The organism is Streptomyces aurantiacus, from assembly GCF_027107535.1.
Classification (GTDB): domain Bacteria; phylum Actinomycetota; class Actinomycetes; order Streptomycetales; family Streptomycetaceae; genus Streptomyces.
The window spans coordinates 7,712,975-7,736,525 of sequence record NZ_CP114283.1 but is presented as its reverse complement, the minus strand read 5'-3'; the positions used below and the strand labels follow the sequence as shown (position 1 = coordinate 7,736,525).

Annotated in this window: 17 protein-coding genes; 13 read left to right on the top strand and 4 right to left on the bottom strand. The window is 71.2% G+C overall.

The annotated features are described in order from the left end of the window. Nucleotides 1–24: 24 nt before the first annotated feature. Complete coding sequence (locus O1Q96_RS36100) at nucleotides 25–1,155, bottom strand: CAP domain-containing protein (RefSeq protein WP_269252143.1); 1,131 nt, start codon at nucleotides 1,153–1,155, stop codon at nucleotides 25–27. 131 nt (nucleotides 1,156–1,286) lie between these two features. Here O1Q96_RS36100 and O1Q96_RS36095 point away from each other — a divergent pair, with 131 nt between their 5' ends. The 4 genes from O1Q96_RS36095 to O1Q96_RS36080 all read left to right on the top strand — a co-directional run bounded on the left by O1Q96_RS36095 (nucleotide 1,287) and on the right by O1Q96_RS36080 (nucleotide 7,980). Continuing rightward, the gene (locus O1Q96_RS36095) at nucleotides 1,287–1,568 is read left to right on the top strand and encodes an acylphosphatase (RefSeq protein WP_269252142.1); all 282 of its coding nucleotides are present in this window, start codon (nucleotides 1,287–1,289) and stop codon (nucleotides 1,566–1,568) included. A gap of 391 nt (nucleotides 1,569–1,959) precedes the next feature. Further along, nucleotides 1,960–2,163: a hypothetical protein gene (locus O1Q96_RS36090; RefSeq protein ID WP_107021972.1), complete on the top strand. Its 204-nt coding sequence runs from the start codon at nucleotides 1,960–1,962 to the stop codon at nucleotides 2,161–2,163. Nucleotides 2,164–2,379: 216 nt separating this feature from the next. Continuing rightward, a complete protein-coding gene (locus O1Q96_RS36085) occupies nucleotides 2,380–6,162 on the top strand; it encodes an AAA family ATPase (protein ID WP_269252141.1) in 3,783 nt (1,260 codons plus the stop codon). 399 nt (nucleotides 6,163–6,561) lie between these two features. Next, on the top strand, nucleotides 6,562–7,980 hold the full coding sequence (locus tag O1Q96_RS36080) for a sugar porter family MFS transporter (RefSeq protein ID WP_269252140.1): 1,419 nt from the start codon (nucleotides 6,562–6,564) through the stop codon (nucleotides 7,978–7,980). Between the two features lie 84 nt (nucleotides 7,981–8,064). Here O1Q96_RS36080 and O1Q96_RS36075 read toward each other — a convergent pair whose 3' ends face one another. Further along, nucleotides 8,065–9,039, bottom strand: a complete 975-nt coding sequence (locus tag O1Q96_RS36075; protein WP_217457943.1) for an LLM class flavin-dependent oxidoreductase — start codon at nucleotides 9,037–9,039, stop codon at nucleotides 8,065–8,067. Nucleotides 9,040–9,475: 436 nt separating this feature from the next. Here O1Q96_RS36075 and ftsY point away from each other — a divergent pair, with 436 nt between their 5' ends. After that, nucleotides 9,476–10,663, top strand: coding sequence for a signal recognition particle-docking protein FtsY (gene ftsY, locus O1Q96_RS36070; protein ID WP_269252139.1), 1,188 nt, complete (start codon nucleotides 9,476–9,478; stop codon nucleotides 10,661–10,663). 82 nt (nucleotides 10,664–10,745) lie between these two features. On the opposite strand, the gene O1Q96_RS36065 is transcribed toward ftsY, so the two are convergent. After that, nucleotides 10,746–11,399 (bottom strand): bifunctional DNA primase/polymerase, encoded by a 654-nt coding sequence (locus tag O1Q96_RS36065; RefSeq protein ID WP_269252138.1) that lies wholly within the window; start codon nucleotides 11,397–11,399, stop codon nucleotides 10,746–10,748. Between the two features lie 438 nt (nucleotides 11,400–11,837). Here O1Q96_RS36065 and nsdA point away from each other — a divergent pair, with 438 nt between their 5' ends. The 5 genes from nsdA (at nucleotide 11,838) to ffh (ending at nucleotide 19,602) form a co-directional block, all read left to right on the top strand. Next, the gene (nsdA, locus tag O1Q96_RS36060; protein ID WP_269252137.1) at nucleotides 11,838–13,322 is read left to right on the top strand and encodes a transcriptional repressor NsdA; all 1,485 of its coding nucleotides are present in this window, start codon (nucleotides 11,838–11,840) and stop codon (nucleotides 13,320–13,322) included. 387 nt (nucleotides 13,323–13,709) lie between these two features. Beyond that, nucleotides 13,710–15,050 (top strand): ammonium transporter, encoded by a 1,341-nt coding sequence (locus O1Q96_RS36055; RefSeq protein WP_269252136.1) that lies wholly within the window; start codon nucleotides 13,710–13,712, stop codon nucleotides 15,048–15,050. Next, nucleotides 15,047–15,385, top strand: coding sequence for a P-II family nitrogen regulator (locus O1Q96_RS36050; RefSeq protein ID WP_269252135.1), 339 nt, complete (start codon nucleotides 15,047–15,049; stop codon nucleotides 15,383–15,385). Before O1Q96_RS36055 ends, O1Q96_RS36050 begins: the two co-directional genes overlap by 4 nt. A 25-nt stretch (nucleotides 15,386–15,410) precedes the next feature. Further along, a complete protein-coding gene (locus tag O1Q96_RS36045; protein ID WP_269252134.1) occupies nucleotides 15,411–17,858 on the top strand; it encodes a [protein-PII] uridylyltransferase in 2,448 nt (815 codons plus the stop codon). A 190-nt stretch (nucleotides 17,859–18,048) separates the two neighbouring features. Beyond that, entirely contained in the window at nucleotides 18,049–19,602 is a 1,554-nt protein-coding gene (ffh, locus tag O1Q96_RS36040; RefSeq protein WP_217457950.1) for a signal recognition particle protein, read from the top strand. 229 nt (nucleotides 19,603–19,831) lie between these two features. Here the strand turns inward: ffh and O1Q96_RS36035 are convergent, their stop codons facing one another. After that, on the bottom strand, nucleotides 19,832–20,689 hold the full coding sequence (locus O1Q96_RS36035; protein ID WP_269252133.1) for an MDR/zinc-dependent alcohol dehydrogenase-like family protein: 858 nt from the start codon (nucleotides 20,687–20,689) through the stop codon (nucleotides 19,832–19,834). 1,182 nt (nucleotides 20,690–21,871) lie between these two features. Here O1Q96_RS36035 and O1Q96_RS36030 point away from each other — a divergent pair. The 3 genes from O1Q96_RS36030 to O1Q96_RS36020 all read left to right on the top strand — a co-directional run bounded on the left by O1Q96_RS36030 (nucleotide 21,872) and on the right by O1Q96_RS36020 (nucleotide 23,450). After that, nucleotides 21,872–22,468, top strand: a complete 597-nt coding sequence (locus O1Q96_RS36030; RefSeq protein WP_217457952.1) for a hypothetical protein — start codon at nucleotides 21,872–21,874, stop codon at nucleotides 22,466–22,468. Nucleotides 22,469–22,788: 320 nt separating this feature from the next. Beyond that, on the top strand, nucleotides 22,789–23,208 hold the full coding sequence (gene rpsP / locus O1Q96_RS36025; protein WP_269252132.1) for a 30S ribosomal protein S16: 420 nt from the start codon (nucleotides 22,789–22,791) through the stop codon (nucleotides 23,206–23,208). A 2-nt stretch (nucleotides 23,209–23,210) separates the two neighbouring features. Beyond that, on the top strand, nucleotides 23,211–23,450 hold the full coding sequence (locus tag O1Q96_RS36020) for an RNA-binding protein (RefSeq protein ID WP_005479813.1): 240 nt from the start codon (nucleotides 23,211–23,213) through the stop codon (nucleotides 23,448–23,450). Nucleotides 23,451–23,551 lie beyond the last annotated feature (101 nt).

The following is a 23,551-nucleotide window of genomic DNA, read 5'->3' as shown; positions in this document are numbered from 1 at the left end:
CCGGGGCACAGCCGTACGTCCTGGCTAGTAGCCGAAGGCCTGCGTCCACCAGGGGCCGCCCGACGCGAAGTGCGCGCCTACGCCCAGGGTCTTGAAGTCGCAGTTCAGGATGTTCGCGCGGTGGCCGGGGCTGTTCATCCAGGCCTCCATCACCGCGGCGGCGTCGGCCTGGCCGCGGGCGATGTTCTCTCCGCCGAGGTCCGAGATGCCGGCCTTCTCCGCGCGGTCCCAGGGCGAGGCACCGTCCGGGTCCGTGTGGTCGAAGAAGCCCCGCGCGGCCATGTCCTCGCTGAAGGCCTCGGCCAGCGCGGCCAGCGGGCCGGACGCGGTCACCGGGCTGCAGCCGGCCTTGGCCCGCTCCTGGTTGACCAGCGACAGGACCTGGGCTTCGGCGTTGGAGACCGTGGACGCGGCCTTCGACGGTGTGGTGTCGGGCGCCTTCGCCGCCGGAGCCTTCGCGGCCGACTCCGTCTTCGAGTCCTTGACCGGGGCCTTGGTCGACGGCTTCGCCGAGGGCTTCTTCTTCTCGGTCTTCTCCGGGGCCTTCGTCGGCGAGACCGACGGGGACGCGGAGCGCTCCAGGTCGCGGCTCGTGCCCGAGTCCGCGCGGTCGTCCGCGGTGCCGTCCGTGCCGCCCTGGGTCTCCACGTCGCTCGGAGTGTCCTGGGCGCGTACCTTGTCCGCGCCGCCGCCGATCGAGAGGCTGTCGCTGCCCGGGATCAGCCCGGAGGCCACGGCGACGGCACCCATCGCGACGGCCGCCGAGACACCGAGCAGGCCGGTACGGACGGGCGTCACGCCCTTCCTGCGACGGCGCTGGCCGCGCCGGGCGCCGCGGTCGGGGGCGTAACCGTCCGCACCGTGGGCGGAGGCGTCGTCCGGCTCGAAGAGGTAGGCGTCGCTCTTCGCGTAGACGTCGCCCGTCTCGTGTATGCCGCCCGGCGAGTCGTACATCCCCGCGGTCGAGTACGGACCGCCGGTCAGGTAGTCCCCTGCGGTGCGGTGGTCGCCCGCGGTGGCGTAGTCGCCCAGGCCCGCGTCGTGGCCCGAGCCGTCCGTCGCGTAACCGCCCGTGTACGTGTCGTACGTTTGCGTGACCCCGGTGGCGCGGCCTGTGGCGGCGCGGCCGGCGGCGGAGCGTCGGTGGCGTCCCATCTCCTGGCCTTCCTCATCCTTGCGGTCAACGTTCCTCACCCGAACGAGTGAGGCTCATTGGGTCGGGACGGTACCCCATGGCGCAAGGGGGAGAAGTGTTACGAGTGCAATTGGCCGGTTAGCGTGCAGCCATGAACGAGGATGTAAGGCTGGTCGCCTGGGTACGCGGACGGGTGCAGGGTGTGGGTTTCCGCTGGTACACGCGAGCCAGGGCCCTGGAGATCGGCGGCCTGAGTGGTTTTGCTCTCAATTTGGAGGACGGACGGGTCCAGGTGGTCGCGGAGGGCCCCCGAAGTGGGTGCCAGGGGCTGCTCGACTGGCTGGCCGGAGACGACACGCCGGGCCGCGTCGACGGAGTCACTGAGATCTGGGACACGCCCCGGGGCGGCTACGAGGGCTTCGCCATCCGGTGAGATCCACTCCGCCGCTCCGGTCGCGACACCCCCGGTCGTGAGCGCGGGGCGTGCGCCGGGCACCTGCCAGAGGCAGAAAGCGCCTGGTGGTTGCCAAGAACCCCTTGCCGTGGCAGGCTCCGCCGATAAGAATGATCTCCACGCCCCCAGGGCCCCGAAAGCGAGGCCGCGCCGCCCCTTCTCAGGCCGCGCGCCCAGGGTTGCCCCCCAATACGGGGCGTGATCGTGTTGACCGTCAAACTTTTTGGTGAGACGCTGAAAGTCCCCGCGCACCTTAGCTGTTTGGCATGTAAGAGCGGCAGCAGAACTCGACAGTGCCAAGCATCGCGGGTGCGATTCCCTCACGACCCACACCGCTTCGGTCGGTCATCAGTGTGGAGGACCATCCATCATGGCAAAGGCGCTTCTCGGTTACGTCGGCGGTTCCGACCCGCGACTCATTGCCGAGATGCGACGGCTCCAGCAGCGCGTCCAGGATCTGGAATCCGAGCTCGGACGGATCCAGGCTGAGAACGACGCGCTCGCGGCTGCCGCTTCTCATGACTCGCTTCTCGAGAGCATCGACGTACCCCAGGCGGAGCCTGCGCTCACCTGATCACTGAAGAGCACAGTCACCACCACCAGTGAACAGGCTGCCCGTGTCAGCCGCTAACACAGTTGCAAGGGACGCTTCGGCGTCCCTTCTTTCTTGTCCCCGCGCGCTCTTTCACTCGCTCTTCACTCTCTTTAACGTCTGGTGTGCCCTGCACGTTCATGGGTGAAACCGCGCGTTCATGGAGTGAGACCGACCCGGAAGGTAGAGTCCGGCCGCGTGCACCTCAAGGCCCTGACCCTGCGTGGGTTCAAATCGTTCGCCTCGGCGACCACCCTGCGGTTCGAGCCGGGCATCACGTGTGTCGTGGGGCCCAACGGCTCGGGCAAGTCCAACGTCGTGGACGCCCTCAGCTGGGTCATGGGCGAGCAGGGCGCCAAGTCGCTGCGCGGCGGCAAGATGGAGGACGTCATCTTCGCCGGCACCACCGGGCGGCCCCCGCTCGGCCGTGCCGAGGTCTCGCTGACGATCGACAACTCCGACGGCGCGCTGCCCATCGAGTACGCCGAGGTCACCATCACGCGGATCATGTTCCGCAACGGCGGCAGCGAGTACCAGATCAACGGTGACACGTGCCGGTTGCTGGACATCCAGGAGCTGTTGTCCGACTCCGGCATCGGCCGCGAGATGCACGTCATCGTCGGCCAGGGCCAGCTCGACTCCGTTCTGCACGCCGACCCGATGGGCCGGCGCGCCTTCATCGAGGAGGCCGCGGGCGTCCTCAAGCACCGCAAGCGCAAGGAGAAGGCGCTGCGGAAGCTGGAGGCGATGAAGGCCAACCTCGCGCGCGTGCAGGACCTCACGGACGAGCTGCGCCGCCAGTTGAAGCCGCTCGGACGGCAGGCGGCCGTCGCGCGCCGGGCCGCCGTGATCCAGGCCGACCTGCGGGACGCCCGCCTCCGGCTGCTCGCCGACGACCTCGTACGACTGAGGGGCGCGCTCCGGGCCGAGGTGGCCGACGAGGCCGCGCTCAAGGAGCGCAAGGAAGCCGCCGAGGCCGAGTTGAAGAAGGCCCTGCAGCAGGAGGCGCTGCTGGAGGACGAAGTACGTCGGCTCGCCCCGCGCCTCCAGCGGGCCCAGCAGACCTGGTACGAACTGTCGCAGCTGGCCGAGCGGGTGCGCGGGACGGTCTCGCTGGCGGACGCCCGGGTGAAGAGCGCCACCGCCCAGCCGCCGGAGGAGCGGCGCGGACGCGATCCCGAGGACATGGAGCGCGAGGCCGCGCGGGTGCGTGAGCAGGAGGCCGAGCTCGAAGCGGCCCTGGAGGCGGCCGAGCACGCGCTGGAGGACACGGTCGAGCACCGGGCCGAGCTGGAGCGCGAGCTGGCGGTGGAGGAACGGCGCCTGAAGGACGTGGCCCGGGCCATCGCCGACCGCCGCGAGGGGCTGGCCCGGCTGAACGGGCAGGTCAACGCGGCCCGTTCGCGTGCCGCCTCCGCCCAGTCCGAGATCGACCGGCTGGCCGCCGCCCGCGACGAGGCCGAGGACCGCGCGGTCGCCGCCCAGGAGGAGTACGAGCAGCTCAAGGCGGAGGTCGACGGTCTGGACGCGGGCGACGAGGAACTCGCCGCACGGCACGAGGCGGCCAGGAGCGCCCTCGCCGACGCCGAGTCCGCGCTGACCGCGGCGCGTGAGGCGGTCACCTCGGCCGAGCGCAGGCGCGCGGCCACGCACGCCCGCCGCGAGGCCCTGGCCCTGGGCCTGCGCCGCAAGGACGGTTCCGGGGCGCTGCTCGCGGCGAAGGACCGGCTGTCGGGCCTCCTCGGTCCCGCGGCCGGACTGCTCTCGGTCACCCCCGGCCACGAGGTCGCGGTGGCGGCAGCCTTCGGCGCCGCGGCGGACGCGATCGCGGTGACCACGCCCGCTTCGGCGGCGGAGGCCATCCGCATGCTCCGCAAGCAGGACGCCGGGCGGGCGGCGCTCCTGCTGGCGGGAGCCCCCGAGCCGACGGACGCGCCGGGAGGTCCGGCCTCCTCGACCGCCGACGGGACCGGGCACGCTCCGGCGCCGGACGCGCTCGCGGGGAGCCGAGGGTCCGGCGGCGTACGCGGAGACGGCGCCGGGGGCGAGGACGGACGCGGGGGCGAGGTCGGCGGAGGAGCCGGAAGGCTGTCCGGTGAGGGAGTCGGCGCGAGGTACTCGGGGGCCGCTCCCGACGACGTCGGCACCGCCGGCGTACATGGGCAGGCGCGTGCGGACGGTCCGCCGTTCGCCGCCGATCTCGTCCGCGGCCCCTCGGACCTGATGCCTGCCGTACGTCGGCTGCTGCGGGGCATTGTCGTGGTCGGCACACTCGAGGACGCCGAGGACCTCGTCTACGCGCGGCCCTGGCTGACCGCGGTGACCGCGGAGGGGGATCTGCTCGGGGCGCACTTCGCACAGGGCGGTTCCGCCGGGGCGCCCAGTCTGCTCGAAGTGCAGGCCTCCGTCGACGAGGCGGCTGCCGAGCTCGCCGAACTGGGCGTGCTGTGCGAGGAGTTGGCCGGGGCCCAGCGTCGCGCCACCGAGCTGCGCGGGGAACGGGTCGCTCTCGTCGAGGAGTTGGGCGAGCGGCGCCGGGCCGGCGAACGGGAACGGTCCCAGGTCGCCCAGCAGCTCGGACGGTTGGCGGGGCAGGCGCGGGGCGCGGCGGGAGAGGCCGAGCGGAGCGCCGCCGCGGCCGCACGGGCCCAGGAAGCTCTCGACCGGGCCGTCGAAGAGGCGCAGGAGCTGGCCGAACGGCTCGCCGTCGCCGAGGAGATGCCGGTGGAGGAGGAGCCCGACACCTCCGTACGGGACCGGCTCGCGGCCGACGGCGCCAACGCGCGGCAGACCGAGATGGAGGCCAGGCTCCAGGCGCGTACGCACGAGGAACGGGTCAAGGGCCTTGCCGGGCGGGCCGATTCGCTCGACCGGGCCGCGCGCGCCGAACGCGAAGCGCGGGCGCGGGCCGAGCAGCGCCGGGCGCGGCTGCGGCACGAGGCCGCCGTCGCCGAGGCCGTCGCCGCGGGCGCCCGGCAGTTGCTCACCCACGTGGAGGTCTCGCTCGGCCGCGCGGACGAGGAGCGCACGGCTGCGGAGAGCGCCAAGGCGCGACGGGAGCAGGACCTCGTCGTCGCCCGGAACCAGGGCCGCGACCTCAAGGCCGAGCTCGACAAGCTCACGGACTCGGTGCACCGCGGTGAGGTGCTCGGGGCCGAGAAACGGCTGCGGATCGAGCAGTTGGAGGCCAAGGCGCTCGAAGAGCTGGGCGTCGAACCGGCCGGACTGATCGCGGACTTCGGGCCCGGACAGCTCGTACCGCCCTCCCTGCCCGCCGAGGGCGAGGAGCTGCCGGACGACCCGGAGCATCCGCGCAACCAGCCCCGCCCGTTCCATCGGGCCGAGCAGGAGAAGCGGCTCAGGTCCGCCGAGCGGGCCTACCAGCAGCTGGGCAAGGTCAATCCGCTCGCGCTGGAGGAGTTCGCCGCGCTGGAGGAGCGCCACAAGTTCCTCAGTGAGCAGCTGGAGGACCTGAAGAAGACGCGGATCGACCTTCTGCAGGTGGTGAAGGAGGTCGACGAGCGGGTCGAGCAGGTCTTCAGCGAGGCCTTCCGGGACACGGCGCGGGAGTTCGAGGGGGTCTTCGGCCGGCTGTTCCCGGGCGGGGACGGACGGCTGGTCCTGACCGATCCCGGCAACATGCTCACCACGGGCGTCGATGTCGAGGCGCGGCCGCCCGGGAAGAAGGTCAAGCGGCTCTCGTTGCTCTCCGGCGGGGAGCGGTCGCTGACGGCCGTCGCGATGCTCGTGTCGATCTTCAAGGCGCGGCCCAGTCCGTTCTATGTGATGGACGAGGTCGAGGCGGCGCTCGACGACACCAACCTGCAGCGGCTGATCCGGATCATGGAGGAGCTGCAGGAGGCGTCGCAGCTGATCGTGATCACGCACCAGAAGCGGACGATGGAGGTCGCCGACGCGCTGTACGGCGTGTCCATGCAGGGCGACGGGGTGTCGAAGGTCATCAGCCAGCGGCTTCGCTGACACTCGCCCGAACGGTCGCAGCGACCGCCGCCGGATCGGGGTCACCGCGACTGCCCTCCGGCGGCCGCCCCCCGGCTCCGTGCCCCGCACCGGTCCCGGTCCCGGCAAGCCGTACGCCCGAGGTTGGCGCGATCACGGAGTTCTCCGCGGCGCTTCCGGGGTACTCCAGAGTTCATGCTGTTTCTGTCTCTTCAAGACTTGAACACAATTTCGTTACCTGGGGCATCTTTCAGGACGGCAGGCCCGCCTCTTGACTACGAAACTTGAAGGCATAGTCTCTGCATCGATGCTTTTACCTTCAGGTGGTGGGTGGCGTAAACGTGTGCGCCACTGGAGACACCGTCCCGAAGGGCTCGCCCCCACCCCCGGCAGTGAGGCCGGTGGCCCGAGGAGTTACACGTGACCAGCACAGCGCAGCCATCCCCGTCAGGAGCCCAGGTGGCTCACCCCGAACATCTCGGGCACGTCATCTTCATCGCGGCGGCGGCCGCGATGGGCGGCTTCCTTTTCGGCTACGACAGTGCCGTGATCAACGGCGCCGTCGAGGCCATCCGGCACCGGTACGACATCGGCTCCGCGGCCCTGGCCCAGGTCATCGCCATCGCGCTGATCGGCTGCGCGATCGGCGCCGCCACCGCCGGCCGGATCGCCGACCGCATCGGCCGCATCCGCTGCATGCAGATCTCAGCCGTGCTGTTCACCGTCAGCGCCGTCGGCTCCGCGCTGCCCTTCGCCCTGTACGACCTGGCCTTCTGGCGGGTCGTCGGCGGATTCGCCATCGGTATGGCCTCCGTCATCGGCCCGGCCTACATCGCCGAGGTAGCCCCCGCCGCGTACCGCGGGCGGCTCGGTTCCTTCCAGCAGGCCGCGATCGTCATCGGCATCGCCATCTCGCAGCTCGTCAACTGGGGCATCCTGAACGCCGCCGGCGGTGACCAGCGCGGCGAGATCATGGGTCTGGAAGCCTGGCAGGTCATGCTCGGCGTCATGGTCGTCCCGGCCGTCCTGTACGGGCTGCTCTCCTTCGCGATCCCCGAGTCACCGCGCTTCCTGATCTCCGTGGGCCGCGACGAGCGCGCCCGCGAGGTGCTCCGGGAGGTCGAGGGCGACAAGATCGACCTGGACGCCCGCGTCGCCGAGATCGAGCACGCCATGAAGAGCGAGCACAAGTCGGTCTTCAAGGACCTGCTCGGCGGCACCTTCTTCTTCAAGCCGATCGTCTGGATCGGCATCGGCCTCTCGGTCTTCCAGCAGTTCGTCGGCATCAACGTCGCCTTCTACTACTCCGCGACGCTGTGGCAGTCGGTCGGCGTCGACCCGTCCGAGTCGTTCTTCTACTCGTTCACCACGTCGATCATCAACATCATCGGCACGGTGATCGCCATGATCTTCGTCGACCGGATCGGCCGCCGGCCCCTCGCGCTCATCGGTTCCGTGGGCATGGTCATCGGGCTCGCCCTGGAGGCCTGGGCCTTCTCCTTCGACCTCGTCGACGGCAAGCTGCCCGCCACGCAGGGCTGGGTCGCCCTGATCGCCGCCCACGTGTTCGTCCTCTTCTTCGCCCTCTCCTGGGGTGTCGTCGTCTGGGTCTTCCTCGGCGAGATGTTCCCCAACAAGCTCCGCGCCGCCGCCCTCGGTGTCGCCGCCGCCGCGCAGTGGATCGCCAACTGGGCCATCACCGCGAGCTTCCCGTCGCTGGCCGACTGGAACCTCTCCATGACCTACGTGATCTACACCGTGTTCGCCGCGCTCTCCATCCCGTTCGTGCTCAAGTTCGTGAAGGAGACGAAGGGCAAGACGCTGGAGGAGATGGGCTAGCCCATGAACCCGGGGAGACGGGCCAAGTCCCCGCTGTCCTTCTCCCCGTACTCGTAGGAGGGCGTGCCGCCCCGGTTCGAAGGCCTACCGGTCCTTGAGCCGGGGCAGCACGTTCTCGCAGAACAGATGCATGCTCCGCCACCCCTCGTCGACGGGCATCCCACCGGACAGCGGATGCAGTACGTAGTTGTCGAGGCCCTGCTTCAGGCACTCGTCCGGCGTCACGATCCGGTAGACGCCCTCGGCGCGCAGCTCGTCGACCGTCGTGGCCGCCGACCTCACCGCCGAGCGGATGTCGGAGGACTGCCACGAGGCGTACGTCCGCGCCTCGTGCAGGAAGTGCTCACCGTGCTCGGCCCAGGCACGGTCCGGGTCCTCGGCGAGGTGCAGGAGCGGAGTCACCGCCGGGGGCATCATGGTCCAGCCCTGCGTGCCGTACTCGACGAGCCGCTCCTTGTAGTACGCCTCGAGTTCCGGCAGGTGCGCGCTCGGGAAGAACGGCAGCCCGAGCCGGGCGGCGCGCCGGGCCGCCGCCTTCGAGGAACCGCCCACCAGCAGCAGGGGGTGCGGATCCGAGAAGGGGCGCGGAGTGACCCGCACCGTACGGCCGCGGTACTCGAACTCCTCGCCGGACCACGCCTTCAGCAGTGTCTCCAGAAGCTCGTCCTGAAGGCGGCCGCGCCGCTTCCACTCCACGTCGAAGAGCTCGTACTCCTCGGGCCGGTAGCCGATGCCCGCCACCGTGACGAGCCGGCCGCCGCTGAGGAGGTCGAGTACGGCGATGTCCTCGGCCAGGCGCAGCGGATCGTGCAGCGGGCCGATGATCGCCGAGACGGTGACCGCGATCCTGCGGGTCGCGCCGAAGACCGCGCCCGCGAAGGTGAACGGTGACGGCAGCCAGTTGTTGGCCGCGCCGTGGTGCTCCTCGGTCTGCACGGTGGTCATACCGCGGTCGTCGGCGTAGGCGGCCATCTCCAGCGCGGCCTTGTAGCGGTCGCTGAGCGAGGCGGGTGTGGCGCCGGGTTCGACGAGGTTGAAACGTACGACCGTTACGGGCATGGGAAAGTCCCCCTTCGCCGAGCGGGCGGGGTGCCGGTGGATCCGGTGCAGGGGGACGGTAGCTGACGGATCGTCAGACGGCCATAGTCCCGGAGCGGTCATGGCCCCGGACCGCCGGTCGCCCCGGACCTTCCGGCGGGTGCCGGCGGTTCCGTGGGGGCCGAGCCGTGGCATCCCGGCGGGCCGGGGCGGCACGGTCGGGATCGTGCCCGTCGTGAGCGGCGGCTCGCCGGCGACGGGGGCGTGTCATGGGCCACGCCACGCACACCGCGCCACGGCCTGTCGGTCGGCGTGGTCCATGACACGCCGCGGGGACGCTGTGCGTACCCTGACGCATTCGATACTGGGCGCGCCGTGACCGTGCCCCCGAGGGGCACGCGGCCCCACCGGCCGTGACGGACGGCCCGGCGGGAGGTCACGCCATACTGGAGCTGTTATGGAAATCGTCATCCTTGCTGTAGTCATCGCCGTGGTCGTGATCGGCGCGCTCGGCGGGCTCGTCGTCGGCAGCCGCAGGCGCAAGCAGCTGCCCCCGCCGCCCCCCGCCGCCCCCGACATCACCGCCCCGCCGGCCGAGCCGCACGTCGGCGACGAGGCCGAGACGCCGCGCGACGAACCGCGCCGCACGATAGAGGAGGTGGATCTTCCGGACGCCTCGGCGACCGCACCGGTCGTCGAAGCGCCCCCGGTCGAGGTCCCGGAGCCGACCGCGGGCCGTCTGGTGCGCCTGCGCGCCCGCCTCTCCCGCTCACAGAACGCGCTCGGCAAGGGGCTCCTCACGCTCCTCGCGCGCGAGCACCTCGACGAGGACACCTGGGAGGAGGTCGAGGACACGCTGCTCACTGCCGACGTCGGCGTGCAGCCCACCCAGGAGCTGGTCGAGCGGCTGCGCGAGCGGGTGAGGGTGCTCGGCACACGGACGCCCGAGGAACTGCGCACCCTGCTGCGTGAGGAGCTGCTCGCGCTGCTGGTGCCCGAATTCGACCGCACCGTGCACACCGAGTCCGGTCTGGACACCCCCGGCATCGTGATGGTCGTCGGGGTCAACGGCACCGGCAAGACCACCACCACCGGCAAGCTCGCGCGCGTCCTCGTCGCCGACGGCAAGCACGTGCTGCTAGGCGCGGCCGACACCTTCCGTGCCGCCGCCGCCGACCAGCTGCAGACCTGGGGCGAGCGCGTCGGCGCCCGTACCGTACGTGGTCCGGAGGGCGGCGACCCCGCGTCCATCGCCTTCGACGCCGTCAAGGAGGGCATCCAGGAGGGTGCCGACGTCGTCCTCATCGACACGGCGGGCCGGCTGCACACCAAGACCGGCCTCATGGACGAGCTCGGCAAGGTCAAGCGCGTCGTCGAGAAGCACGCCCCGCTCGACGAAGTGCTGCTCGTCCTGGACGCCACCACCGGCCAGAACGGCCTGGTCCAGGCGCGTGTCTTCGCCGAGGTCGTCGACATCACCGGCATCGTCCTGACCAAGCTGGACGGCACGGCCAAGGGCGGCATCGTCATCGCCGTCCAGCGCGAACTGGGCGTCCCCGTCAAGCTCGTCGGCCTGGGTGAGGGCGCGGACGACCTGGCCCCCTTCGAGCCGGAAGCGTTCGTGGATGCCCTTATCGGCGAGTGACATCGCGTACGAGAGGTACGCGCACGAGGAAGGGCCCCACCGCATGGTGCAGATGCGGCGGGGCCCTTCCGTGCGGGTGGCGCTAGGCGCGTGAGCGGTGCGCCACGTAGGCCAGCGTCCCGAGCAGCAGCCGTGCGGCCGGCGGCTTCGTGGCCGAGTCGAGGGCGGGGGAGCGGAGCCAGCGGACCGGGCCGAGTCCGCCGCGGTCGGAGGGCGGGGCCGTGATGTGCGTACCGGACCCCAGGCCGTGCAGGTCGAGCGACGCGTCGTCCCAGCCCATGCGGTAGAGCAGCTCGGGCAGTTCGGCCGCCGCGCCCGGCGTGACGAAGAAGTGGGCGCGGCCCTGGGGGGTGACCGCCACGGGACCCAGCGGGAGGCCCATGCGCTCGAGCCGGACCAGGGCCCGGCGGCCCGCGGACTCGGCCACCTCGATGACGTCGAAGGCGCGGCCCACGGGAAGCATCACCGCGGCGCCGGGGAACTCGCCCCAGCTCTCCGAGACCTCGTCCAGCGTGGCGCCGGCGGGGACGACCGGTGCGAAGTCCAGGGGATGCGCGCCGCGTTCGCGGCAGCCCGTCCGGCCGCACGAGCAGACTCCCGCGGCCGTCCGGGCGCCGGGCACCACGTCCCAGCCCCACAGGCCGGTGTACTCGGCCACGGTGGTGCACTCTGACGTACGGCCGCGGCGACGCGAGCCGGACCGGATTTCGCGGATGCCGCCGATCGTGAAGCCCATGCCCCCTCCAACGGGTCCGGCGCACCGGTGGTTACGTGACGGAATCGGAACGTAACTCTCAGTTCCCCTGGGTGCGCAGTCCATGCGGCGCCCGGTAGTGCCGCGGGTGGTGCGCCCGGCTTCGCGCGCCCCGATGTGCGTCACTCCGCCCACTCCCGGCCGTCATGTGTCAAGTGAATCGCGTACGAGCGGACGCGAGTTCATTCGAAGGGGTGGCGAATGGTGGCGTTTCCGGGATCGCCATGGCTGGAGGGGTGATCGTGGGATTACTGTGAGTGCACGAGTCCTGGGGACGCATGCACCAGTGGGTATGCCGGAGGCAACCCGGCTTCCCGTTCGATGGGTGAGAACGGCCGGACGGACGGCCCTGTGTACCGGCATTCTGGTAGGGCTTGGCGCACACAGCGCACAAGTGGGTTCAGGGATGGGGGCGTTCCGGTGGGCGACAACGGCGGAAGCGGGACGACCGCATCTGGCACGGACAAGCGCCCCAATGAGCTGTTGGGCTCCTGGTTCGTGCGCAGCGGCTGGTCCAAGGGTGAGCTGGCGCGCCAAGTGAACCGCAGGGCACGCCAGTTGGGAGCCAACCACATCTCGACGGACACGTCCCGTGTCCGCCGCTGGCTCGACGGCGAGAACCCCCGCGAGCCGATCCCGCGCATCCTCTCCGAGCTGTTCTCCGAGCGCTTCGGCTGTGTCGTCGCCGTCGAGGACCTGGGCCTGCGCGCCGCCCACCAGTCACCGTCGGTCTCCGGCGTCGACCTGCCCTGGACCGGCCCGCAGACGGTCGCCCTCATCAGTGAGTTCTCGCGCAGCGACCTGATGCTGGCGCGGCGCGGCTTCCTCGGCACGTCCCTGGCCCTCGCCGCGGGACCCACGCTCATCGAGCCCATGCAGCGCTGGCTGGTGCCCAGCCCCGCCTCCCCGCGCGAGGAGCCCGTTTCCGCCGCCGCCTCGCGCCGCCCCGGCCGGCTCTCCCAGCCCGAGCTGGACCTCCTGGAGTCCACCACCGTCATGTTCCGCCAGTGGGACGCCCAGTGCGGCGGCGGCCTGCGCCGCAAGGCGGTCGTCGGTCAGCTGCACGAGGTGACCGACCTCCTCCAGGAGCCCCAGCCCGAGTCCACCACCAGGCGGCTGTTCAAGGTCGCCGCCGAGCTGGCCGAGCTCGCGGGCTGGATGAGCTACGACGTGGGGCTCCAGCCCACCGCGCAGAAGTACTTCGTCCTCGCCCTGCACGCCGCCAAGGAAGCCGCCGACCGGCCGCTGGGCTCGTACATCCTGTCCAGCATGAGCCGCCAGATGATCCACCTGGGCCGGCCCGACGACGCGCTGGAACTGATCCACCTCGCCCAGTACGGAAGCCGTGACTGCGCGAGCCCGCGCACCCAGTCCATGCTGTATGCGATGGAGGCCCGCGCCTACGCCAACATGGGACAGCCCGGAAAGTGCAAGCGGGCCGTCCGGATGGCCGAGGACACCTTCGGCGACGCGGTCGAGTTCGACGAGCCCGAGCCCGACTGGATCCGCTTCTTCTCCGAGGCCGAGCTGCACGGCGAGAACTCCCACTCCTACCGTGACCTCGCCTACGTCGCGGGCCGTAGCCCCACCTACGCCTCGCTGGCCGAGCCCGTCATGCAGAAGGCCGTCGACCTCTTCGAGAAGGACACCGAGCACCAGCGTTCGTACGCGCTCAACCTCGTCGGGATGGGCACGGTGCACCTGCTCCGGCGGGAGCCCGAGCAGAGCACCGTCCTGGTGCGCGAGGCCCTCAGGGTCGCCAAGAAGGTGCGCTCCGAGCGGGTCAACACTCGTATCCGAAAAACCGTCGACACGGCCGTACGCGACTTCGGTGACCTCGCCGTCGTCGTGGACCTGACCGAGCAGCTCGCCGTCGACCTGCCCGAGACCGCCGAGGCGGTCTGACCCCAGTACGCCGGCCGCGGCCGCCGTCCTTACCGCCCGACTCGGCTCCCCCATGCCAGGTCATCGGACGGACGGCCGTGGTCGGTCACCTCTTTGCGCCTGATCCGGCGCCGCTCTCGTGGAGGCGGCCGATCGCCGCAGGGGATTCTCGAGCGGTGGTTGCGGTCGCACATGTCAAAGGTTGCGTCACGATAACGATCGAGATCGCTGCTTTCCGGCGGTTCATCGAGGCGTAACACGCAAGTCCTCTTCGTCACCCGGGCGAAACATTCAGGGGCGCCGGTCGAAACCGCGCTGCGCCAATCTCTGGCGCATAACCGGCCCACCCCTCATGACCCGCTCATGGCTTCGCCCGCACGGGGCCGTACCAAAGACGAGGAGACGCCGATGGCACCAGCCATCACGATCGCCGCAGACGCTCCCACGCTGTCTGCCGCCAACACCGGGTTCATGCTCATCTGTTCCGCCCTGGTGCTGATCATGACGCCCGGTCTCGCCTTCTTCTACGGAGGCATGGTCCGGGTCAAGAGCACCTTGAACATGTTGATGATGAGCTTCATCAGCATGGGGATCGTCACGATCCTGTGGGTGCTCTACGGCTTCTCGCTCGCCTTCGGCACCGACTCGGGCAGCGTCATCGGCTGGTCCTCGGACTACGTGGGCCTCAGCGGAATCGGCATCACGCAGCTCTGGGACGGGTACACCATCCCGATCTACGTCTTCGCCGTCTTCCAGCTGATGTTCGCGATCATCACGCCCGCCCTGATCAGCGGCGCGCTCGCGGACCGCGTGAAGTTCACGGCCTGGTCGCTGTTCGTCGCGCTGTGGGCCACGGTCGTCTACTTCCCGGTCGCGCACTGGGTGTGGGGCACCGGCGGCTGGGCCTTCGAGCTCGGCGTCATCGACTTCGCCGGTGGTACGGCCGTCCACATCAACGCGGGTGCCGCGGCACTCGGTGTGATCCTCGTGATCGGCAAGCGCGTCGGCTTCAAGAAGGACCCGATGCGCCCGCACAGCCTGCCGCTGGTCATGCTCGGCGCCGGTCTCCTGTGGTTCGGCTGGTTCGGCTTCAACGCCGGCTCCTGGCTCGGCAACGACGACGGCGTCGGCGCGCTGATGTTCGTCAACACGCAGGTCGCCACCGCCGCGGCCATGCTGGCCTGGCTCGCCTACGAGAAGATCCGCCACGGCGCGTTCACCACGCTGGGCGCCGCCTCCGGCGCGGTCGCCGGTCTGGTCGCGATCACCCCGGCGGGCGGCGCGGTCTCCCCGCTCGGCGCCATCGCCGTCGGAGCCATCGCGGGCATCCTCTGCGCCATGGCCGTGGGCCTGAAGTACAAGTTCGGCTTCGACGACTCCCTCGACGTCGTCGGCGTCCACCTCGTCGGCGGTGTCGCCGGCTCCCTGCTGATCGGCTTCTTCGCCACCGGCGGCGGCCAGTCCGACGTCGCGGGCCTCTTCTACGGCGGCGGCCTCGACCAGTTCTGGAAGCAGTGCGCCGGTGTCTTCGCGGTCCTCGCCTACTCCCTCGTGGCCTCCGCGGTGCTCGCCTTCCTGATCGACAAGACGATCGGAATGCGCGTCTCCGAGGACGACGAGATCGCCGGCATCGACCAGGCCGAGCACGCCGAGACCGCATACGACTTCAGCGGCGCCGGCGGCGGTGCCGCCCGGACCGCAGTCCCGGCCCCGGTCGCCGGTACCGCGAGCAAGAAGGTGGACGCATGAAGCTCATCACCGCCGTCGTCAAGCCCCACCGGCTCGACGAGATCAAGGAGGCCCTCCAGGCCTTCGGCGTGCACGGCCTGACGGTCACCGAGGCGAGCGGCTACGGTCGTCAGCGGGGTCACACCGAGGTCTACCGTGGTGCCGAGTACACCGTCGACCTCGTTCCCAAGATCCGTATCGAGGTACTGACCGAGGACGACGACGCCGAGCAGGTGCTCGACGTGATCGTGAAGGCGGCCCGTACCGGCAAGATCGGAGACGGCAAGGTCTGGTCCGTCCCGGTCGAGACGGCGGTCCGGGTCCGGACCGGCGAGCGCGGACCCGACGCGCTCTAGTCAGCAGACGAACAGGAGCCACTGGGTGACGAGTACGGACATGCGTACGGAAGCAGAGGACTCGGGACCCAGCGGCTATGCGGCGGCCCGGCTGCGTCTCCTCCAGGAGGGGGCGCGGTCCGGGCCGCCGCGCCGTGCGGCCCTCGCCGAACTGACCGACGACTGGCTCTCCGGTCTCTTCGACGCGGGCGCCGACCAGGCTCGCGGCATCTCACTCGTCGCCGTCGGAGGCTACGGCCGCGGCGAGCTCTCCCCGCGCAGCGACCTCGACCTGGTGCTCCTGCACGACGGCAGCGCCGATTCCGGCACGGTGGCCGCCCTCGCCGACCGCATCTGGTACCCGGTCTGGGACCTCGGCCTCGCCCTCGACCACTCCGTCCGTACTCCGGCGGAGGCACGCAAGACGGCCGGCGAGGACCTCAAGGTGCAGCTCGGGCTGCTGGACGCCCGGCACATCGCGGGCGATCTCGGTCTGACCGCCGGACTGCGTACCGCCGTCCTGGCCGACTGGCGCAACCAGGCGCCGAAACGTCTCCCCGAGCTCCAGGAGCTGTGCGCCGAACGCGCCGAGCGGCAGGGCGAGTTGCAGTACCTCCTCGAACCCGACCTCAAGGAGGCCCGCGGCGGCCTGCGCGACGCCACCGCGCTGCGCGCCGTCGCCGCCTCCTGGCTCGCCGACGCACCTCGCGAGGGCCTTTCCGACGCCCGCAAGCGCCTTCTCGACGTCCGTGACGCCCTGCACCTGGCCACCGGCCGCGCCACCGACCGCCTCTCCCTCCAGGAGCAGGACCAGGTCGCCGCCGACCTCGGCCTGCTGGACGCCGACACCCTGCTCCGCCAGGTGTACGAGGCCGCCCGCGTCGTCTCGTACGCCAGTGATGTCACGTGGCGCGAGGTGGGGCGCGTGCTGCGGTCGCGCGCCGTCCGTCCGCGTCTGCGCGCCATGCTGGGCGGCGGCAAACCGGCACCCGAGCGTTCCCCGCTGGCGGAGGGCGTGGTCGAGCAGGACGGCGAGGTCGTCCTCGCCCGCGCCGCCAGGCCCGAGCGCGATCCCGTGCTGCCGCTGCGCGCCGCCGCCGCGGCCGCCCAGGCGGGTCTGCCGCTCTCACTGCACGCGGTCCGCCGGATGGCCGCCGCGACCCGTCCGCTGCCCACGCCGTGGCCCGCCGAGGCCCGCGAGCAGCTCGTCACGCTGCTCGGCTCGGGGCCCTCGACCATCGAGGTCTGGGAGGCACTGGAGGCGGAAGGGCTGATCACCCGGCTGCTGCCCGACTGGGAGCGCGTCCGCTGCAGGCCGCAGCGCAACGCCGTGCACATCTGGACCGTCGACCGCCACCTGATCGAGACGGCGGTCCGCGCCGCCGAGTTCACCCGCCGCGTCCACCGCCCCGACCTCCTGCTGGTCTCCGCCCTGCTGCACGACATCGGCAAGGGATGGCCCGGCGACCACTCGGTGGCCGGCGAGATCATCGCGCGTGACGTGGCGGCCCGGATCGGCTTCGACCGCGCGGACGTGGCGACCCTCGCCACGCTCGTACGCCATCACCTGCTGCTCGTCGAGACCGCGACCAGGCGCGACCTGGAGGACCCGGCGACCGTGACCTCGGTCGCGGAGGCGGTCGGCTCGCAGGGCACCCTGGAGCTGCTGCACGCGCTGACCGAGGCGGACGCGCTGGCCACGGGGCCCGCCGCCTGGTCCTCGTGGCGCGGCTCCCTCGTCGCCGACCTGGTGAAGCGGGTCTCCGCCGCGCTCGCCGGGGACGACCCCGAGGAGCCCGAGGCCGCGGCGCCCACCGCCGAACAGGAGCGGCTCGCCATCGAGGCGTTCCGCACCGGCGGTCCCGTGCTCGCGCTGCGCGCCCAGACCGAACCGCCCACCGAGGAGCCCTCCGGGGACCCGGAACCCCTCGGTGTGGAACTGCTCGTCGCGGTGCCGGACCAGGAAGGCGTCCTGCCCGCGGTGGCGGGTGTCCTCGCCATGCACCGGCTCACCGTGCGGACGGCGGAACTGCGGGCGCTGGACCTGCCCGACGGCGTCCCCGGCTCCGTCCTGCTGCTCGACTGGCGGGTCGCCGCCGAGTACGGCTCGCTGCCCCAGGCCACCCGCCTGCGCGCCGATCTCGTACGCGTCCTCGACGGCTCCCTCGACATCTCCGGACGCCTCGCCGAGCGCGACGCCGCCTACCCGCGCCGGCGGGGCATCGTGGCGCCGCCGGCCCGGGTGAGCGTGGCCTCCAGCGCATCGCGGCTCGCCACCGTCATCGAGGTTCGTGCCCACGACGCCCCCGGGCTGCTGCACCGCATCGGCCGCGCGCTGGAGAACGCGCACGTCCGGGTGCGCAGCGCGCACGTCTCCACGCTGGGCGCGAACGCGGTGGACGCGTTCTACGTGACGGGGCCCGAAGGTGCCCCGTTGCCGGGGGAGCAGGCGGCCTCGGTGGCCCGGACGCTGGAGGACATGTTGCGGGAGTGAGCGCTCGCGCCGACGCCCGATCGCTGTCGCGGTGCCTCCGGCCGTCCGTGGCCGGCCGCACACTTCCCCACGCCCCTGAAGGGTGCGGACCCGGAACCTCGTGACGGGGTGGAGACCCTTCCTGGCGCGGGCAGATACCCTGGAGGGCGGACCTGCCCCCCCGCCCCCGACTTGAGGATTCGCGACCGCCGTGTTCGACACTCTCTCCGATCGCCTCGCAGCGACATTCAAGAACCTTCGCGGCAAGGGGCGCCTGTCCGAGGCGGACATCGACGCCACCGCGCGCGAGATCCGTATCGCCCTGCTGGAAGCGGACGTCGCGCTTCCGGTTGTGCGGGCCTTCATCAAGCAGGTCAAGGAGAGGGCCCTCGGAGCCGAGGTGTCCCAGGCGCTGAACCCTGCCCAGCAGGTCGTCAAGATCGTCAACGAGGAGCTCGTCGGCATCCTCGGCGGCGAGACCCGGCGGCTGCGGTTCGCGAAGCAGCCGCCGACCGTGATCATGCTCGCGGGTCTGCAGGGTGCCGGTAAGACCACGCTCGCCGGAAAGCTCGGCAAGTGGCTGCAGGGCCAGGGGCACGCCCCGCTGCTCGTCGCGTGCGACCTCCAGCGTCCGAACGCGGTGAACCAGCTGAGCGTCGTCGCCGAGCGGGCAGGCGTCGGCGTCTACGCGCCCCAGCCGGGCAACGGCGTCGGTGACCCGGTCCAGGTCGCCAAGGACTCCATCGAGTACGCGAAGCAGAAGCAGCACGACGTCGTCATCGTCGACACCGCGGGCCGCCTCGGTATCGACCAGGAACTGATGCAGCAGGCCGCGGACATCCGTGACGCGGTCTCGCCGGACGAGATCCTCTTCGTCGTCGACGCGATGGTCGGTCAGGACGCGGTCAACACCGCCGAGGCCTTCCGCGACGGCGTCGGCTTCGACGGCGTGGTCCTCTCCAAGCTCGACGGTGACGCCCGCGGTGGTGCGGCGCTGTCCATCGCGCACGTCACCGGCCGCCAGGTCATGTTCGCGTCGAACGGCGAGAAGCTGGACGACTTCGACGCGTTCCACCCGGACCGCATGGCGTCCCGCATCCTCGGCATGGGCGACATGCTCACGCTGATCGAGAAGGCCGAGCAGACCTTCTCGCAGCAAGAGGCCGAGAAGATGGCCGAGAAGCTGGCCTCCAAGAAGGGCCAGGACTTCACGCTCGACGACTTCCTGGCGCAGATGGAGCAGGTCAGGAAGATGGGCTCCATCTCCAAGCTGCTCGGCATGCTTCCCGGCATGGGCCAGATCAAGGACCAGATCAACAACCTCGACGAGCGCGACGTCGACCGCACGGCCGCCATCATCAAGTCGATGACCCCGGCCGAGCGCCAGGACGCGACGATCATCAACGGCTCGCGCCGGGCCCGTATCGCCAAGGGTTCGGGCGTCGATGTCAGTGCGGTCAAGGGCCTGGTCGAGCGGTTCTTCGAAGCCCGCAAGATGATGTCCCGCATGGCCCAGGGTGGCGGCATGCCGGGTATGCCCGGGATGCCGGGCATGGGCGGTGGCCCCGGCCGGACGAAGAAGCAGCCCAAGAAGGCCAAGGGCAAGCAGCGCTCCGGCAACCCGATGAAGCGCAAGCAGCAGGAGGAAGAGGCCGCCGCGCGTCGCGAGGCCGCGGGTCAGGCCGGCGGCGCCTTCGGGCTGCCGGGCGGCCAGCAGCCCCAGGACTTCGAACTGCCGGACGAGTTCAAGAAGTTCATGGGCTAGGACCTTTTCGTCCCCGCACCCCGTTCCGTCCCCGCACCCCGTTCCGTTCCACGGAAGCCGGGCGGGCTGAGTCCTTCGGCCCGCCCGGCTTCCGGCGTACGAGGACGAGAACGAGAACGAGATCGAGACCGTTCGGGCCATAGAGATCCGGGGCGTACCCGCAGGGACGGTTCGGACGGCTGGTCGGGGGCGACGGGGGCGAGAACCACCCCCGCCCCGCCCTTGTGCCTCAGACCGTCCGCGCGACCAGATACCGGAAGACGTTGGGCATCCACACCGTTCCGTCCCGCCGCCTGTGCGGATGCAGGGCCTCGCGCATCTCCTTGTCGACCTGAGCCTGGTCCGTGGCGGCGACGGCCGCGTCGAAGAGCCCGGTGGACAGCAGCCCACGGACCGCGTTGTCCACGTTCGCGTACCCGAAGGGGCAGGCGACCCGCCCGGACCCGTCGGGACGCAGACCGGCCCGGTGGGCGACCTCCTCCAGGTCGTCACGGAGGGCCGGACGCCAACCGCCCGTACCGTGCAGGGGTTCCGCCAGTTTGGTCGCGACCCGCAGGACCGAGGACGTGGCACAGCGCTCCGGAGGCCCCCAGCCCACGAGGACCACGGGAACACCCCGGGCGACGAGCGGGGTCGCGGCCGCCAGCGACTCGGCGAGCCCTTCGGAGTCGCCGGCCACGCACCCGATCGGCTCGAAGACGGTCACCAGGTTGTACGCCCCCGTCGCCACGTCCACGACGTCCGCGGGCCCTCCGTCGGTCAGCCGGGCACCGGCGCGCCCGCGCGTGCCCCGCGGCTCGGGCAGTAAGCGCTCCCGCGCGAGAGCCAGCCGCTCCGGCGCGCGGGCCTGGGTACCGGCGACCGAGGCCCCCCGCGCCGCCGCCATCAGCAGCGCCAGGCCGGACCCGCAGCCGAGCCCCAACAGCCGGGTCGAGGCGCCCACTTCGAGTCGCTCGTAGACGGCCTCGTAGAGCGGTACGAGCATCCGCTCCTGAATCTCGGCCCAGTCACGCGCGCGTGCCCACTGATCCACCCGGGGTGTCGTCCCCGAGTGACGTAGGTGCTGCCGCACGAGCGTAGGTGTCATCGAATGCGCCCCAATCGCCGAGAGTTGCTTCTGTGCCCAGTTTCTTCGCCCCCGTGCAGTGCGCTCACGCTTCCCCCGTATGCCAGGAAACTCCGCGCTCGTCGTGGCGTCCAGGGGTTGCGGCGCCCGGTTTGTGTGCCACCGGCGTGCGACCCGGAAATTCACATACCGGCAACATGTGCCCCCATCAACACGCCATGGCAAAGGCACCTGTTGGACGGGAACGGCCGACGCGGACCGCATGTCCGAAGGCCCTGAGGGCCGACGGGAAGACGTCCCGCAGGCTTCTTGGGGGGCTTCTTCTCGCGAGGCGGGTGGCCTGATCGCGTCGCACGGTGATGACAGTGGGTTGCGGACGCCGCCGCGCCACGCACCCGCGCGGGCCGTGGCCCCGCCCTCGAAGGCGGCGAAACGGTTCCGGCCAAGGTCCACGACCTCTGCGCCGGCTGAGGGCCGCGAGGTCTCCGTGTCCGGGGCGACGACCGCCCCGGCATCCCGTTCAGCCGCAGTACCGTCGACCGGGAACTCGAGGGTGCGCCCTCCGCGCGTCGGAACCGCCCCGTGACCTGGGGAACGGCGCCGCGAAGCCGCCCCGCCGCATCCCCGGCCGCGAGAAACCTGTGGCGAGCGGCTCCCTCGTACGCCCCCTGCCCGCTGTCCCCGAAGAGGACCCGGCGCCGCTCCCGGCCCGGTCCTGCGAGCGGGGGAGGCCCGGACGTCCGGGGCGCCGACGGCAGAGGAGGCCGCCGCGGCCGGTGCGCGTGTTCCGTGCACCCCGGCGAATAGGGCCACCGTCGGAGAAGAGGGATGCCGAGCTCGCCGCACGCGCGGCGACCGCAAGGTGCCCGTGGCCGAGAGCGGGGCGGTGCCCGTGGCCTATGACCCACCCGGTAACGTCACCGTCGTGGCCCGCGCCCAAAGAGCCCCGGCATTCCGCCGCAAGAAGGACCGAAACGCCTCTTGCGTACCCGATGACCGCAGGTGCCACGGCGTGCAGACGGTGCCTACAGGCCGGGACGTACGTGGTACTACGTACCGGCTGGGTGGGAACTGTGAGGCTTCTCCGCAGATCAGCGCACCCGCCCTCGTCAGGACGCATCAGCGGCAACTGACGGGTACGTGCAAATTATTTGGGATGCCCCGGAATAGGAACACGGAGGCACCCCGGCTCGTTGTCATTACGTGAGCACGACACCACCTGTTCTCGCCGCAGAGCTGGCAGGGGCGTGGGCCGACATTCAGCGGCACCACCCCGAGCTGCCAGATCTTGCCGCGCCAGAGTCCCTGATCGGGGAGTCGTCGTCCGCCTGCGGACACGAACTCTCCTTCGAGCGACTGCTTCACGAGGCAGTCCACGGCATCGCCGCCGCCCGAGGAGTCCGTGACACCTCCCGCGCCGGCCGGTACCACAACCGCAGATTTCTCGCGATCGCCGAGGAGCTGGGCCTGGACCACCCCGAGGAGCCGCATCCCAGCAGCGGCTTCTCGCTGGTCACGCTCAACCCCGAGGCGAAGCGGCGCTACCGCCCGACCATCGAGCGACTGCAGCGCGCCCTCAAGGCGCACACGGTCGCGACCGCCGCGGACACGGCCCGCAGCTTCCGGGGGCCGGCCGCCCGGCACGGCTCCTCCGGAGGGGGCGTGCGCGTGAAGGCGGTGTGCGACTGCGGACGGAACGTCCGTGTCGTTCCGTCGGTCCTCGCACAGGCGCCGATCATGTGCGGAGGGTGCGGGAAGCCCTTCCGTATCCCGGAGGTGGTCGGCGCGGCAGCGGTCTGAGCGGACAGCCGACACAGCGGCGGGCGTCGTGCCGCCGGGGCGGTGCGGAAGGGCGCGGCGGCACTTCGTGGGTGCCGGTTCGCGCGGCGGCCCACCTCGACGGCAGCACCCGCGGGGGCTCCTGCCCTGCCGCGGGCCGGCCGGAGACAGCCCGGGTCGAGGCGTCTGTCAGGGTGTGGCAGAATGGCCAGCTGTACTCGACAGCCGCACAGGACCCCTCTCTCCTCCGGCTGACGCGTCCATCGGGCACTCGGGTACCGCAACCCCACGCGGCAATCTCGCCGTGCCCAACCACGTCAAGACCAGGAGACACCACTTCCGTGGCAGTCAAGATCAAGCTGAAGCGTCTGGGCAAGATCCGTTCGCCTCACTACCGCATCGTCGTCGCCGACTCCCGTACCCGCCGTGACGGCCGGGCCATCGAGGAGATCGGCCTGTACCACCCGGTACAGAACCCCTCGCGCATCGAGGTCGACTCCGAGCGTGCGCAGTACTGGCTGGGTGTCGGCGCGCAGCCGACCGAGCCCGTTCTCGCCATTCTCAAGCTGACCGGCGACTGGCAGAAGCACAAGGGCCTGCCGGCCCCGGCGCCGCTGCTCGTCGCGGAGCCGAAGGCCACGCGCCCGTTGTTCGACGCCCTCGGCGGCGACGACGAGAGCAAGGGTGAGGCCATCACCCAGAAGAAGAAGGCTGAGAAGAAGGACGAGGCTGCTGCCGAGTCCGCGTCGACCGAGGCCTGAGCATGCTCGAGGAGGCTCTCGAGCACCTCGTGAAGGGCATCGTCGACAACCCGGACGATGTGCAGGTCGCCTCGCGTGACCTGCGCCGCGGTCGAGTCCTCGAGGTCCGGGTCCACCCCGACGACCTCGGCAAGGTGATCGGCCGCAACGGCCGCACGGCGCGCGCCCTGCGCACCGTCGTGGGTGCCATCGGCGGTCGCGGTGTCCGCGTCGACCTCGTCGACGTGGACCACGTCCGCTGACGTACGCGCAACACCGGCTCGGGCCGGGGAGGGCCACTGGGCCGTCCCCGGCCCGTAGTCGTCTACGCAGGAATGCAGTAGGCACACGACAGGAGATCAAC